We start from the raw sequence: 13200 nt of genomic DNA, 5'->3' as shown, positions 1-13200 counted from the left end.
TACGCACATGACAATTGAAATTCTGGTTCCAGATTTACCTGAATCTGTGGCTGATGCAACAGTGGCGACTTGGCACAAAAAACCAGGCGAAGCCGTTGCACGTGATGAAGTCATTGTAGACATCGAAACAGATAAAGTAGTTCTAGAAGTACCGGCTCCTGAAGCGGGTGTTCTGGAAGCTATCCTAGAAGAAGAGGGTGCTACGGTACTTTCTAAGCAGCTTCTTGCAAAGATCAAACCTGGTGCTGTCGCTGGTGAACCAACGAAAGATACCACTGAAGATACAGAAGCTTCTCCTGATAAGCGCCACAAAGCGGCACTGACAGAAGAAAGCAACGACGCACTAAGCCCTGCTGTTCGTCGTCTTCTTGCAGAACACAGCCTACAACCAGCTGACGTCAAAGGCACTGGTGTTGGTGGTCGTATTACTCGTGAAGACATCGACGCACACCTAGCAGCAGCGAAAGCGGCTCCGGCAGCAGCATCTGCACCTGCAGTTGAAGCGCCAGCAGCGGCTCGTAGCCAAAAACGCGTGCCAATGACTCGCCTACGTAAGACAGTTGCAAACCGTCTTCTAGAAGCGAAGAACAGCACAGCGATGCTGACTACTTTCAATGAAGTGAATATGAAGCCAATCATGGACCTTCGTAAGCAGTACAAAGACCAATTCGAGAAGCGTCACGATACGCGTCTTGGTTTCATGTCTTTCTATGTGAAAGCAGTAACAGAAGCGCTGAAGCGTTTCCCTGAAGTTAACGCTTCGATTGATGGTACAGATATCATTTACCACAACTACTTCGATATTAGCATGGCGGTATCTACGCCACGTGGTCTAGTGACTCCAGTACTGAAAGACTGTGACACACTAGGTTTTGCTGACATCGAAAAAGGCATCAAAGAGCTAGCAATCAAAGGCCGTGACGGCAAGCTAACAGTTGATGAGCTGATGGGCGGTAACTTCACTATCACAAACGGTGGTGTATTTGGTTCTCTAATGTCTACGCCAATCATCAACCCGCCTCAAGCGGCAATTTTGGGTATGCATAAAATCCAAGATCGTCCAATGGCTGTTGATGGCAAGGTAGAAATTCTACCAATGATGTACCTAGCGCTTTCTTACGATCACCGTCTAATCGATGGCCGTGAATCAGTTGGCTTCCTAGTGACAATCAAAGAGCTTCTAGAAGATCCTGCACGTCTGCTATTAGACGTTTAGTATCTCTAAAACGTCTAGTTAACCCCGTTAGCTAGACGTAAAAAGTTTCAAAGGCTAGGCTGCTCAACGTCTGGCCTTCACTTGAACTGTAAAGCCATTAGAAAATGGACAGCAGTTGATTTGAGAAGACCCTACAGACGTACCACAGGAAACTGTGTCGTTATGGAAATAATAATCCCTTAAGGGAAAATAAACGGAATATCAAAATGAATTTGCATGAATACCAAGCCAAACAGCTGTTTGCAGAATTCGGTTTGCCTGTACCTGAAGGTTTCGCGTGTGACACAGCACAAGAAGCTTTCGAAGCTGCAGGCCGTATTAGTACAGCCAAGAAAGTTGTTAAGTGTCAAGTACACGCTGGTGGTCGCGGTAAAGCGGGCGGCGTAGAGCTACATGACACTAAAGAAGGCGTTAAAGAGTTTGCACAAAAGTGGCTAGGTAAAAACCTAGTGACTTACCAAACAGACGCTAATGGTCAGCCTGTAACAAAGATCCTAGTTGAAGAAGCATCGAACATTGCTAACGAGCTTTACCTAGGTGCTGTTGTTGACCGTGCAACGCGCAAAATTGTATTCATGGCGTCAACTGAAGGCGGTGTGGACATTGAGAAAATCGCTGAAGAAACCCCAGAGTTGATTCACCAATCTGCGATTGATCCTCTCGTTGGCCCTCAAGCTTACCAAGGCCGTGAATTGGCGTTCAAACTTGGCCTAGCTGGCGATCAAATTAAACAGTTCGTTAAGATCTTTATGGGTCTTGGTGAAATGTTCGCTCAGTACGACCTAGCTTTACTAGAAATTAACCCGCTTGTTATTACAAATGAAGGTAACCTTCTTTGTCTAGACGGCAAGATCAACATTGACTCAAACGCAATGTACCGTCAGCCAAAGCTTCGTGAAATGCACGATCCTTCACAAGAAGACGAGCGCGAAGCGCACGCAGCTCAGTGGGAACTGAACTACGTAGCACTTGATGGCAACGTTGGCTGTATGGTTAACGGTGCAGGCCTTGCTATGGGTACGATGGATATCGTAAACCTACACGGCGGCAAGCCAGCAAACTTCCTTGATGTAGGCGGCGGCGCAACAAAAGAGCGTGTAGCTGAAGCATTCAAGATCATCCTTTCTGATGACAATGTTAAAGCAGTACTAGTAAACATCTTCGGTGGCATCGTTCGTTGTGACATGATCGCTGAAGGTATTATTGGTGCAGTTAAAGAAGTTGGCGTAACAGTTCCAGTCGTTGTTCGTCTAGAAGGTACAAACGCAGACTTAGGTCGTGAAGTACTTGCTAATTCTGATGTTGATATCATTGCTGCTGTATCTCTAACAGATGCTGCTCAGAAAGTTGTTGCTGCTGCGGAGGCTAAATAATGTCTGTATTAATTAACAAAGACACTAAAGTAATCTGTCAGGGTTTCACTGGCGGTCAAGGTACATTCCACTCAGACCAAGCTATCGCATACGGTACGCAAATGGTTGGTGGTGTTTCACCTGGTAAAGGTGGTCAAACTCACCTAGGCCTTCCAGTATTCAACACAGTACGTGAAGCAGTAGAAGTGACTGGCGCAACAGCAACAGTTATCTACGTACCAGCACCTTTCTGTAAAGATGCAATCCTAGAAGCGATTGATGCAGGTATCGAACTGATCGTAACGATCACTGAAGGTATCCCTACTACAGATATGATCGACGTTAAAGTGAAGCTAGAAGAAACTGGCGTTCGCATGATCGGTCCTAACTGTCCAGGTCTTATCACTCCAGACGAGTGTAAGATTGGTATCATGCCTGGCCATATCCACAAGAAGGGTAAAGTAGGTATCGTATCTCGCTCAGGTACTCTGACGTACGAAGCAGTTAAGCAAACAACAGATGAAGGCTTTGGTCAGTCTACATGTGTTGGTATCGGTGGTGACCCTATCCCAGGTTCAAACTTCATTGATATCCTAAAACTTTTCCAAGAAGACCCAGAGACTGAAGCAATCGTAATGATTGGTGAGATCGGTGGTACTGCGGAAGAAGAAGCTGCTGAGTTCATCAAAGCAAACGTAACTAAGCCAGTTGTATCTTACATCGCTGGTGTTACTGCTCCTCCGGGTAAACGTATGGGCCACGCTGGCGCAATCATCTCTGGCGGTAAAGGTACTGCTGAAGATAAATTCGCAGCACTAGAAGCAGCAGGCGTTAAGACTGTTAAGTCTCTTGCTGACATCGGTAAAGGCCTACGTGAAATCACGGGTTGGTAATCAGCTGGCTTTTATCTAACGAGATAGAAGCTAACTGAACGATATAAGAAAGGCTTGGTCATTGACCAAGCCTTTTTCTTTTGTGACCGATTTTTTTGTAAACGGTTCTTTTATAAACGACTGCCGCGTCAACTGTTGTGTTGTTAAAAGCCAGAATGAATCCCGACTTTTCACTTTAGGCGCGGGTTCTGTACATTTGAGACAGCATAAACATTGCCGCAGCACTGATAACAACAGAAGGGCCGGCTGGCGTGTCATAGAACCAAGACAAGCTCAACCCTCCGAACACAGCGATAGAACCAATTACAGAGGCGAGGAATGCCATTTGTTCGGGTGTATTAGCGAATTTCCTTGCCGTTGCTGCTGGGATTATCAGCAATGACGTCATGATCAATGCACCAACAAATTTCATACCGACCGCAATTACGATACCAACCAGCAACATCAGAATTAGGCGCATTAAGTCAATGTTGATGCCATCTACTGCTGCAAGATCTTCATTTACTGTCGTTGATAGCAGTGGTCGCCAAAATATCGCAAGCACTAAACCAATCACTGCAGCACCCGCGTAGATGAACACCAAATCTGTTGGAGACACCGCAAGCAAGTCACCAAATAGGTAACTCATTAGATCGACACGAACGTTGTCTAAGAAGCTGACAGCAACAAGGCCTAAAGAGAGTGCACTGTGCGCCAATATACCGAGTAGGGTATCGGTCGCGACTAGCTTTTGTTTTTGTAAAGTCACTAGCAACACGGCCAGCATCAAACAACAAATCAGCAGCGCGAAATACAAGTTAATGTTGAACAGAAAGCCAAGTGCTAAGCCCATCAAAGAAGCGTGAGCAAGCGTGTCACCAAAGTAAGCCATCTTGCGCCATACTACGAACGACCCTAATGGGCCTGCAATTAGCGCAATACCCAAACCCGCCAAAATAGAGGGAAGAAGAAACTCAAGCATTAGTGATGTCCGTGTTTATGGTTTGAACATTCATGCACGTCGCCTTCGACAGGCTGGCCTGCAAGATCATGATGGTGATGTTCGTGTTGGTGATGATAAAACGCCAGTGTTTCTTGGGTCGCGGTGCCAAAGAGCGCAATATACGAAGGGTGGTGTTTGATGTCTGCAGGTGCGCCTGAGCAACAGATATGGTGGTGCAAGCAGATAACATCGTCTGTTTTGGCCATCACTAAATGCAGGTCATGTGAAACCATAAATACGGCACAACCAAAACGGTGACGAATGGTGTCAATTAGGTCATACAAGTCAATTTGTCCTTGTACATCAACGCCTTGAGCAGGTTCATCAAGAACCAGTAGGTCTGGTCTTCTTAGCAGTGAACGAGCAATCAGCACACGTTGGTTTTCACCGCCAGATAGCTGGTGCATGTTACTCTTTTGCAGATGTTCAGCACCAACTAGCTTCAATGCTTCAAGGATCTCTTGCTGACTGAACTTGCCAGTGAGCTTTAGAAAACGTTCTACATTAAGCGGTAGTGAATCATTAAGCTTTAATTTTTGTGGTACATAGCCAATTTTCAGTTTTTTAGCTTTTGTTATTGTGCCTGAAAATTTGGTTTGTAAACCCAGTACCACTTTTACTAATGTCGACTTTCCTGCACCGTTTGGCCCAATGAGGGTGGTGATTCTGCCGCGCTCTATATTTAGAGAGATGTTGTCTAGAACTTTTCGACCGTCAAACTCGACGCTCACAGAATCTAGTTGGATTAAGTTATCCATGAATAGAACTCATTTGCAATTCGCTAATGTTATAATGTAACATTTACCTCAAGCCTAAGCTACTTTTCTATTATCGAGGGATTATGTCACGTTCATCTTTTATACTTGCTACTTTGCTTTTAGCGCCAAGTGTCGCAAGTGCCAATACTATTCTAACAAGCTTTAAACCGATTCAAATGATTGTGACAGAATTAACGCAAGGCGTTAGTGAGCCGGATGTGTTGATGAACAGCAATGCTTCGCCGCATGATTATGCGCTTAAGCCATCGGATGTCAAAAAAGTTCATAGTGCCGATATGGTTATCTGGTTCGGCCCTGACCTAGAAGCCTTTTTGACTAAGGTGATTGGTTCAAAAGAAAATGTTATCAAGATCAGTGAGATTCCTGGAATCAACTTGAGAGAGTTTGGGCATGAAGACCACGATGCTCATGAAGGACATCATCATGGTAGCCATGACCCGCATTTTTGGTTGGGCATCGACCAAGTTGAAGTCGCGGCAAAATATATCTCAGCTAAGTTGATTGAAGCTGACCCTGATAACGCAATGGCGTATCAAGAGAACCTAGACTCATTCTTGATTGCTTTGAAAGAGAAGAAGCAGTCAATTAATGAACAACTTGCGCCAGTGAAAGACAAAGGTTACTACGTATTCCATGATGCGTACGGCTACTTCGAACAGGAGTTTGAGTTAAATAACTTAGGTCACTTTACCGTGAGCCCAGAGCGCAAGCCGGGTGCAAAAAGCTTGATAGCTATCAAGAAAACCTTGGTGCGTGAAAATGTTCAATGTGTATTTGCAGAGCCTCAATTTACACCGGCTGTGATCGAATCGGTGACTCGTGGAAGCAATGCTAAGCAAGGGCAACTTGATCCTGTTGGTTCACAGGTCGAAGTGAAGAGTGGAAGTTATTTCGAATTTCTTCAGCAACTTACAGACAGCTATACCAGCTGCTTGAGTGCTAAATAATCAATAACCAATATTCCTAACGACACTTTGCTCTCGTTAATTTATGAATCATGCCGCTTTTTGCGGCATTTTCGTGACCGCTAAGATAAAACCTCTCAACAAATAGCAAACCTCCTTTCTCCTTTGTTAATTTCCGCTAAAATAGAAAGATAATAATAAGCACAAAAAAACTGGATTTTTGGTTAAGCAGCGAATAAGACGTTGTGGACACCATAATTTCATGTGTTATTGCTGTTCAGGATGAAAAGTTGTATCGAATTATCTTCAGAATGTTCATGTTAATGAGCATTTCATTTAGCGTTCTCGCGGTAAATACATCACCCTCCGTTTTCTATCCTTTGCCCGTTCAAGCGCAAGGGAATTTTCTTGCGGCTAAAAACTTGTACTTAGGTGCCGGTGGCGGGCTATGGGTTCATGATGTCCATGGAAAAGTACTCTTTTATGATGGCCGAACCCTATTCCCTAGAAAGGGTAGCCTTCTGCAATTTTCTTCAGAAAGAGTCGCGTTTCTTAACGATGAGTTTTGGACATTTTTTGATAATGAGGTGTACCGACATAATCCGGGGATTGGCAATGAACTTGCGTTTAGTTTAAGCCCGGGTGCTGAGATCACGAATATAGGCTCATCAGGTGATTATATTTGGGTCACAGATGGCAGTAATTTTTATACATACAACACTCAATCTTTAGAATTTACCACCTACTCACTACTCAAACTGTATCGATACAACAATAGCAGTGATATTGCGATTAACGATGCGGAGTGGGTGTTGTCAAAATGGGTACTCGCGACCAGTTCTGGTGCTTACCTTTCCGAGGCGCAAGAGTTTACTCACATCACTGCATCAGATAAGCACCATATTGAGACGGTTTATTTTTCTAATGCTAGACGAGAGTTAGTGATCGGCACTTTAAATGGGGCGGTGATTGTTGATCTCGCGAATCCAGATAAAGAGAACAAAATAAAAGGGTCGCACGTTCTCTCGCTTGCTGAAACTTCAGACCAATATTGGATTGGCACAGAGCATGGACTCATTAGTTACAACTTCATTACGGGTCAAATTACACGATTCGAACAAGCCGCTAACCAAGATTTCTCGTTACCGGGAGAGAAAATATATTCGTTAATCAACGACCATGCTGGTGGGATGTGGGTTGCGACAAATAACGGCATCCGATATTTCTCACTGTTCAGTAAGACATTCTCAAGAACGCCATTAACGGGTATGGGGATGCACTCAAGTAGTGTCGTGATAAACAAAGTACAGCCGGTTAGTGAACAATTATCTTGGGTTGCTTCCTCACTGGGCCTCTATTTGGTCGATGCTCAAAGCAAAGAGAATCCAATTCGTGTTTATTCCAACTCGGTACAGGACTTTGAGATCTTTGGTTCTTCCATTTGGTTGGCTACTGAAGAAGGTATTATTAGTTTTAATACCAATACGTTAGAGCCTGAAGAACTCGGTTTACCAAGGTCTATCAAGGGGGTACACGTTGAGAACTTTGCGCTTCAAGCTGATAACGTACTTTGGATAACATCGGGGCAAAACCTCTATTCGTTATCTATCGAAACCATGAAGCTGACGGGGTACGGTACTGACTGGTTAGTTGATAAGTTTTTGCCAGCAAAAATCACGGCTCTCAATATAGGGTTACAAGGTCGTATATATATAGGCACTGACCACGGCTTCTACTCTTTTATTGATAAACGGATTAGCTTTAGTCGCTCAAGCGAACGATTTGGCAAAGTGGTCGATATTGAAAAAGCGAAGGATGGGGCTCAATGGTTTGCGAGCAGTTATGGCGTGTATCGAATCCCTTATGACAGCTCTATTATTCAAGAGGTCATGCTTGTTGAAGACAATATTAGCCCAAATTGCTTAATAAGCGATGACAATGGTGTGTGGTTAGGTTCTTCGAAAGGTATCAGCTATTACGGACTGGATGGGCAACTGCATAAACATATCGGTTCACCATTTGGCTTGATCACCAATGAACTGGCAGCAGGGGCATGCGACTTGTTTGACAGCGAAGGCAGCCAATCTACGAGGCTTACTTTTGGATCAAAGTATGGCGTAGTCAGTGCGTTATCTGATGAGTTATTGGTATCAACAACACCCCATAGTCGAGCATTACTGAGTAAGATCAGTGTTGATCAGCAAACCGTATCACTAGGTGGTAAGACAGCTGATTTGGATGAGATCCCTTATGGTTCATCTATGAGTTTTAAGTTGGGTATTCTACCTGCGACGTTTGCCCCTGCGATGGAGTATCGCCTGAACGACGATGAACCTTGGAGTGAATTTGAAGGAGGTTTGTTAACGCTCGATCATCTTCTTCCTGGGGACTATACACTGGAAGTTAAACCCGTTAAGGACTCGCATTATCGCTTTGTGTCAACGAATCAAAGCTTCTCAATCGCTGAGCCTTGGTATCTGACCAATTGGGCTGCCGCAAGCTCTCTGGTGCTGTTGATTGGTGTCGTGACTATCTTGGTCTTTTGGCGTTCGCGTTATGTCACTTTTGCTAATAGACACCTAAAAGCGCAAGTTGCATTAAAAACCGATCAACTGAGGCACCAAAGTCGCATTCTGTTGACGACCAATCAACAGCTTAAAAAGCAGCTATCAGTTAAGAGTGCGCTTGTGTCGCACACAGCAAATGAACTCTCATCTGAAGTTAATCATATTGCAGCGATGCTCCCGAATTGGAATGAGAAAGGCAAGTCGCCAATCTTAACGCTGAAAAATGGCTTGGCTCAATTGAGCAATACACCTCAAGGAGAAGGGAAGGTCAGTTACGATATAATTTTGATCTTAGAAGCGGTACTCAAAGCTTGGCAAGATGATTTAGCCAAAGCGGGTATTGAACTGGATATTAGAGTTGATACCAAACAACGATACGTATCCTTACTGTATTTTAATCTCGATATTATTTTCAACAACTTGGTTGCGAGCATCATCAAGAGAAACTTTAAGTCACAAAGCATGGTGGTTCTGGTTGAAGAAGTGAAGGAGCATCTTGTCGTTACGATTCGAGATCATGGGATGCCTTTTCCTAAATTGGCATCAAGCATGAGTGACAACACCGGAAAATCGACTGATCTAAATATCGAAAAATTACCTCTATTGATGAATCAGAGTGGTGGTGAACTGAACGCGTTTGTTTCTGACTATCAAAATAAGGTTCAGCTTTCGTGGCCGATTGAATATCAAGTGCTGGATAATCTGGAAGCCAGCACAATTGAGCAGATAGAAACCATTAAGCTTGCCGCTTCAACGCCAGAGCAACAAAGGTTGAGTGCTGAACAAGAGTGGAAAAACAGAGTGTCGCAGCTTGTGAGCGAAAACTACGCCGATGCAGAGTTCAGTACTGCAACTGCTGCTAAGTACTTGTTCATGTCAGAGAGAAGCTTACAGAGACGCTTTAAATCGGCTTATAACAAGACCTTTAAAGAGCACTTGAATGAAGTGCGTTTAGAGCATGCGTGCGAGCGGTTACTTGCGGGAGAGAAGATCTCAGACGTCGCGTTTGATTCTGGTTTTAATGACCCTTCCTATTTCAGTCAGAGGTTTAAGCACCATTTTGGTATGTCGCCATCTAAGTTTGCTGAAAACAGCGAAGAGTAGTGAGCTGCGGATTTACTCTACTTCCACATAGATAAAGATACTCTAAGCCTCGACATTCGTGTTGGGGCTTTTTTATGCTTCTACGAGATACGAGATACGAGATACGAGATACGAGATACGAGATACGAGATACGAGATACGAGATACGAGATACGAGATACGAGATACGAGATAGAGAGCTGTGGGGCGTTTAAAAGGCTGTTGGGATAAAACAAAAGGAAGAAAAAAAATATCGTGGTATAGCCGGGGGGACTATACCACGGGTGCCAAGGACACCTTCGCTTGCTGCCGGAGTGATATGGCAAGCCACATCACCTCTGGAATAAAATTAAAGAGAAGTAGTTTCTCTTCGTTGGAGTAACTATACGTCTGCCCACTTATTTTACTTATAAAATTAACGACAGATGGCCATGAGAAAACCGACATTATTTTAAGTTATTGATAATTAATGATTTGTGTTGGTTTTTCTTGATTGGTACTAGTGAGGTAGTTCTCGTTGTTTGTTGAAAGTAACGTTTTTGACGTAAACGTTTTTAACGAAATTTACGAGTATGTATTTTCGAAAACATTGATTTCACACAATGGAATTGTGGTCATGTATGTGTATCATGGCGGTAATAACAATCTTTCTCATTATCAGTCACGAATTGGGCATTTATGAAACTCTCACAACTCGAGCAAGGAAAAGCGGCTTCTATTGTTGCACTAACAGGCTTAACACCGGACGTTAGAAAAAAACTTATGGTTATGGGCATGTTGCCAAAAACTGAGGTGACGCTAATCCGTCGTGCGCCGATGGGTGATCCACTTCAAGTGGAGGTGAGAGGTGTTTCTATCGCCATTCGTGAAAGCATTGCAGAACAAATCGAGGTTATCTAAATGGATTATCAAGTTCTTACCGTTGGTAACCCGAATAGTGGTAAAACAACATTATTTAACGCCTTAACTGGTGCTAAGCAGCACGTTGGTAACTGGGTTGGTGTAACCGTAGAAAAGAAGACGGGTTTGTATTCGCACGCTGGTGATCAGTTTCAGCTAACGGATTTACCGGGTATCTACGCACTAGACAGTGGTAATGATGCGAACAGTATCGATGAATCTATCGCGTCTCGTGCTGTGCTAACTCACCCTGCAGATGTGATCATCAATGTTGTAGATGCAAGCTGCTTAGAACGAAGCTTATACATGACATTACAATTACGAGAGTTGGGTCGCCCAATGATCGTTGTATTGAACAAGATGGATGTATTAAAGCGTGAGCGTCAGGTGATTAACCTTAAAGCGCTAGAGAAAGAGCTTGGCTGTCCAGTTTTAAGCTTGTCTGCAAACGACAAAGGCCAAGTTGCACGTTTTAAAGAGCGTCTGCATAAACTGCTTGTTCAAGGTGTGAGTCTTGATCCTATATCTATTGATTACGATGCCGCGTTAGAAGCTCTTATCCCTTCTGTTGAGTCACAATTTGATGATGCTGACGTATCTTACCGAGCTCTGGCTATTCGTGCTTTAGAAAATGATTACTTAGTATTGAACGGATTGGCTCCTCAAACTCGTACTCAAATTGACAGTGTTCGTCTTGGTGCCGATTTCGATATTGACCTTGCTGTTGCTGACGCTAAATACACTTTCTTACATGACCTTTGTAAACGTGTTCGTCGCAGTGAAGGAAAACTAAGCCGTAACTTTACTGAGAAAGCAGACCAATTCATTTTGAATAAATGGGTCGGTATTCCTTTCTTCTTCGTCATCATGTACCTAATGTTCATGTTCTCTATCAATATCGGTAGTGCGTTTATCGACTTCTTTGATATTGGTGTTGGCGCAATATTAGTTGATGGTGGACACCACTTATTAGATGGCCATCTACCGGTTTGGCTAGTCACCATTCTTGCCGATGGCATCGGCGGTGGTATTCAAACGGTTGCGACCTTTATTCCGGTTATTGCCGCGCTTTACTTGTTCTTAGCGGTATTAGAAAGCTCGGGTTACATGGCTCGTGCAGCATTTGTACTTGATAAAGTGATGCAGAAGATTGGTTTACCGGGCAAAGCGTTTGTTCCGTTAGTACTTGGTTTTGGTTGTAACGTACCTTCAATCATGGCAACTCGTACTCTTGACCAAGAGCGTGAACGTAAACTGGCAGCATCAATGGCTCCGTTTATGTCATGTGGTGCTCGTTTGCCAGTATACGCACTATTCGCAGCTGCGTTTTTCCCTGGTGCGGGACAAAATGTAGTATTCGCTCTGTACATCATGGGTATTGTTGCTTCTGTATTTACGGGCTTATTCCTTAAAAATACTATCTATCCTGGTAGCAGTGATAGCTTGGTTATGGAGATGCCGGATTACGAGTTGCCGACCGTGCAAAACGTGATGCTGAAAACTTGGCAGAAGCTGAAACGTTTCGTGCTTGGCGCAGGTAAAACCATCGTAATGGTTGTGGCTATTCTTAGCTTCCTGAACTCATTAGGTATGGACGGCAGTTTTGGTAACGAAGACAGCGAAAGCTCAGTGCTATCTAAAGCGGCTCAAGTTGTGACTCCAGTGTTCCAACCTATTGGTATTACTGAAGAGAACTGGCCTGCAACGGTTGGTATTATTACGGGTATTTTTGCGAAAGAAGCCGTTGTTGGTACATTAAACAGCTTGTACACGACGCCATCAGACGAAGAAGCGGCTGAATTCGATTTAGCAGCAAGCTTGCAAGAAGCCGTCATGACCATCCCTGAAAACCTAGCTGGTTTGAGCTATTCAGATCCATTAGGCATTGAAGTGGGCGACTTGTCTGACTCAATCTCTGTGGCTGCAGATCAAGAGGTTGATACTTCGATCTTTGGTAACTTGAAAGACAAGTTTGTATCAGGCCACGCTGCGTTTGCTTACTTGATTCTTATCCTGCTTTACACACCTTGTGTTGCTGCGATGGGCGCTTATGTTCGTGAGTTTGGTCAGACGTTTGCCCGCTTCATTGCGGTGTGGACAATGGCTCTTGGTTACTTCGGTGCAACCTTCTACTACCAAGCAGCAAATTTCGCAGTACACCCAGTGAGTAGTGCTGTGTGGATGGTGGCAATTGCTGGTGGCTTTGTGGTGACGTATCGCGTCTTCAAGAAAATTGGCAGTAAGCAAAAAGCGCTAGAGGTGCAAGTAGTATGATTTTAACTGAACTTCATCAATACATTGATAACGAAGGTGTTGCTGCTCGTAGTGAACTCGCGTCTAAGTTTGGAATGAGCGAAGACGGTGTCGATGCGATGCTGAGTGTGTGGGTCAAGAAAGGTAAGGTATCTCGCTTGGTCGATACCAACAAGCATGGACATACAACTCGTATTCGTTACACCATCAGCAAACAAGATGGTTTGTCACTGAATGTGATGATGTAGTTCAGATCTTCATACTCTCGTT

At 44.0% G+C, this 13200-nt stretch carries 10 protein-coding genes; 8 read left to right on the top strand and 2 right to left on the bottom strand.

Features of this window, described 5'->3' with window-relative positions; genetic code table 11:
• The first annotated feature begins 7 nt into the window (after positions 1 to 7).
• From odhB to sucD, 3 genes are all read left to right on the top strand, one after another.
• Positions 8 to 1216, top strand: a complete 1209-nt coding sequence (odhB, locus tag AC3CIA_RS11535; protein WP_114633858.1) for a 2-oxoglutarate dehydrogenase complex dihydrolipoyllysine-residue succinyltransferase — start codon at positions 8 to 10, stop codon at positions 1214 to 1216.
• A 206-nt stretch (positions 1217 to 1422) separates the two neighbouring features.
• On the top strand, positions 1423 to 2589 hold the full coding sequence (sucC, locus tag AC3CIA_RS11530) for an ADP-forming succinate--CoA ligase subunit beta (protein ID WP_004734210.1): 1167 nt from the start codon (positions 1423 to 1425) through the stop codon (positions 2587 to 2589).
• Positions 2589 to 3461: a succinate--CoA ligase subunit alpha gene (gene sucD, locus AC3CIA_RS11525; RefSeq protein ID WP_004734209.1), complete on the top strand. Its 873-nt coding sequence runs from the start codon at positions 2589 to 2591 to the stop codon at positions 3459 to 3461. The genes sucC and sucD overlap by 1 nt, the downstream gene beginning before the upstream one ends.
• Before the next feature lie 175 nt (positions 3462 to 3636).
• Here sucD and znuB read toward each other — a convergent pair whose 3' ends face one another.
• Positions 3637 to 4422 carry a zinc ABC transporter permease subunit ZnuB gene (gene znuB, locus AC3CIA_RS11520; RefSeq protein ID WP_004734208.1) on the bottom strand — a complete coding sequence of 262 codons (786 nt, stop codon included), beginning with the start codon at positions 4420 to 4422 and terminating at the stop codon, positions 3637 to 3639.
• Complete coding sequence (znuC, locus tag AC3CIA_RS11515) at positions 4422 to 5201, bottom strand: zinc ABC transporter ATP-binding protein ZnuC (protein WP_004734207.1); 780 nt, start codon at positions 5199 to 5201, stop codon at positions 4422 to 4424. Before znuC ends, znuB begins: the two co-directional genes overlap by 1 nt.
• A gap of 83 nt (positions 5202 to 5284) precedes the next feature.
• Here znuC and znuA point away from each other — a divergent pair, with 83 nt between their 5' ends.
• The 5 genes from znuA to AC3CIA_RS11490 all read left to right on the top strand — a co-directional run bounded on the left by znuA (position 5285) and on the right by AC3CIA_RS11490 (position 13178).
• On the top strand, positions 5285 to 6169 hold the full coding sequence (gene znuA / locus AC3CIA_RS11510; RefSeq protein ID WP_171308848.1) for a zinc ABC transporter substrate-binding protein ZnuA: 885 nt from the start codon (positions 5285 to 5287) through the stop codon (positions 6167 to 6169).
• Between the two features lie 269 nt (positions 6170 to 6438).
• The gene (locus AC3CIA_RS11505; protein ID WP_488518897.1) at positions 6439 to 9798 is read left to right on the top strand and encodes a helix-turn-helix domain-containing protein; all 3360 of its coding nucleotides are present in this window, start codon (positions 6439 to 6441) and stop codon (positions 9796 to 9798) included.
• 657 nt (positions 9799 to 10455) lie between these two features.
• Complete coding sequence (locus AC3CIA_RS11500) at positions 10456 to 10677, top strand: FeoA family protein (protein WP_004734203.1); 222 nt, start codon at positions 10456 to 10458, stop codon at positions 10675 to 10677.
• A complete protein-coding gene (feoB, locus tag AC3CIA_RS11495) occupies positions 10678 to 12951 on the top strand; it encodes a Fe(2+) transporter permease subunit FeoB (protein ID WP_488518146.1) in 2274 nt (757 codons plus the stop codon). It abuts the gene before it with no gap.
• A complete protein-coding gene (locus tag AC3CIA_RS11490) occupies positions 12948 to 13178 on the top strand; it encodes a FeoC-like transcriptional regulator (protein ID WP_004734201.1) in 231 nt (76 codons plus the stop codon). Before feoB ends, AC3CIA_RS11490 begins: the two co-directional genes overlap by 4 nt.
• Positions 13179 to 13200 lie beyond the last annotated feature (22 nt).

The sequence above is a fragment of the Vibrio sp. QJM3NY_27 genome (assembly GCF_057785955.1).
This window is presented reverse-complemented; position numbering and strand designations above follow the sequence as displayed.

Bases quoted from the DNA above. Each gene is read 5' to 3' on its own strand.
- znuA (WP_171308848.1), top strand. From the start codon at position 5,285: ATGTCACGTTCATCTTTTATACTTGCTACTTTGCTTTTAGCGCCAAGT.
- AC3CIA_RS11490 (WP_004734201.1), top strand. From the start codon at position 12,948: ATGATTTTAACTGAACTTCATCAATACATTGATAACGAAGGTGTTGCT.
- sucC (WP_004734210.1), top strand. From the start codon at position 1,423: ATGAATTTGCATGAATACCAAGCCAAACAGCTGTTTGCAGAATTCGGT.
- AC3CIA_RS11505 (WP_488518897.1), top strand. From the start codon at position 6,439: ATGTTCATGTTAATGAGCATTTCATTTAGCGTTCTCGCGGTAAATACA.
- odhB (WP_114633858.1), top strand. From the start codon at position 8: ATGACAATTGAAATTCTGGTTCCAGATTTACCTGAATCTGTGGCTGAT.
- feoB (WP_488518146.1), top strand. From the start codon at position 10,678: ATGGATTATCAAGTTCTTACCGTTGGTAACCCGAATAGTGGTAAAACA.
- AC3CIA_RS11500 (WP_004734203.1), top strand. From the start codon at position 10,456: ATGAAACTCTCACAACTCGAGCAAGGAAAAGCGGCTTCTATTGTTGCA.
- znuC (WP_004734207.1), bottom strand. From the start codon at position 5,201: ATGGATAACTTAATCCAACTAGATTCTGTGAGCGTCGAGTTTGACGGT.
- znuB (WP_004734208.1), bottom strand. From the start codon at position 4,422: ATGCTTGAGTTTCTTCTTCCCTCTATTTTGGCGGGTTTGGGTATTGCG.
- sucD (WP_004734209.1), top strand. From the start codon at position 2,589: ATGTCTGTATTAATTAACAAAGACACTAAAGTAATCTGTCAGGGTTTC.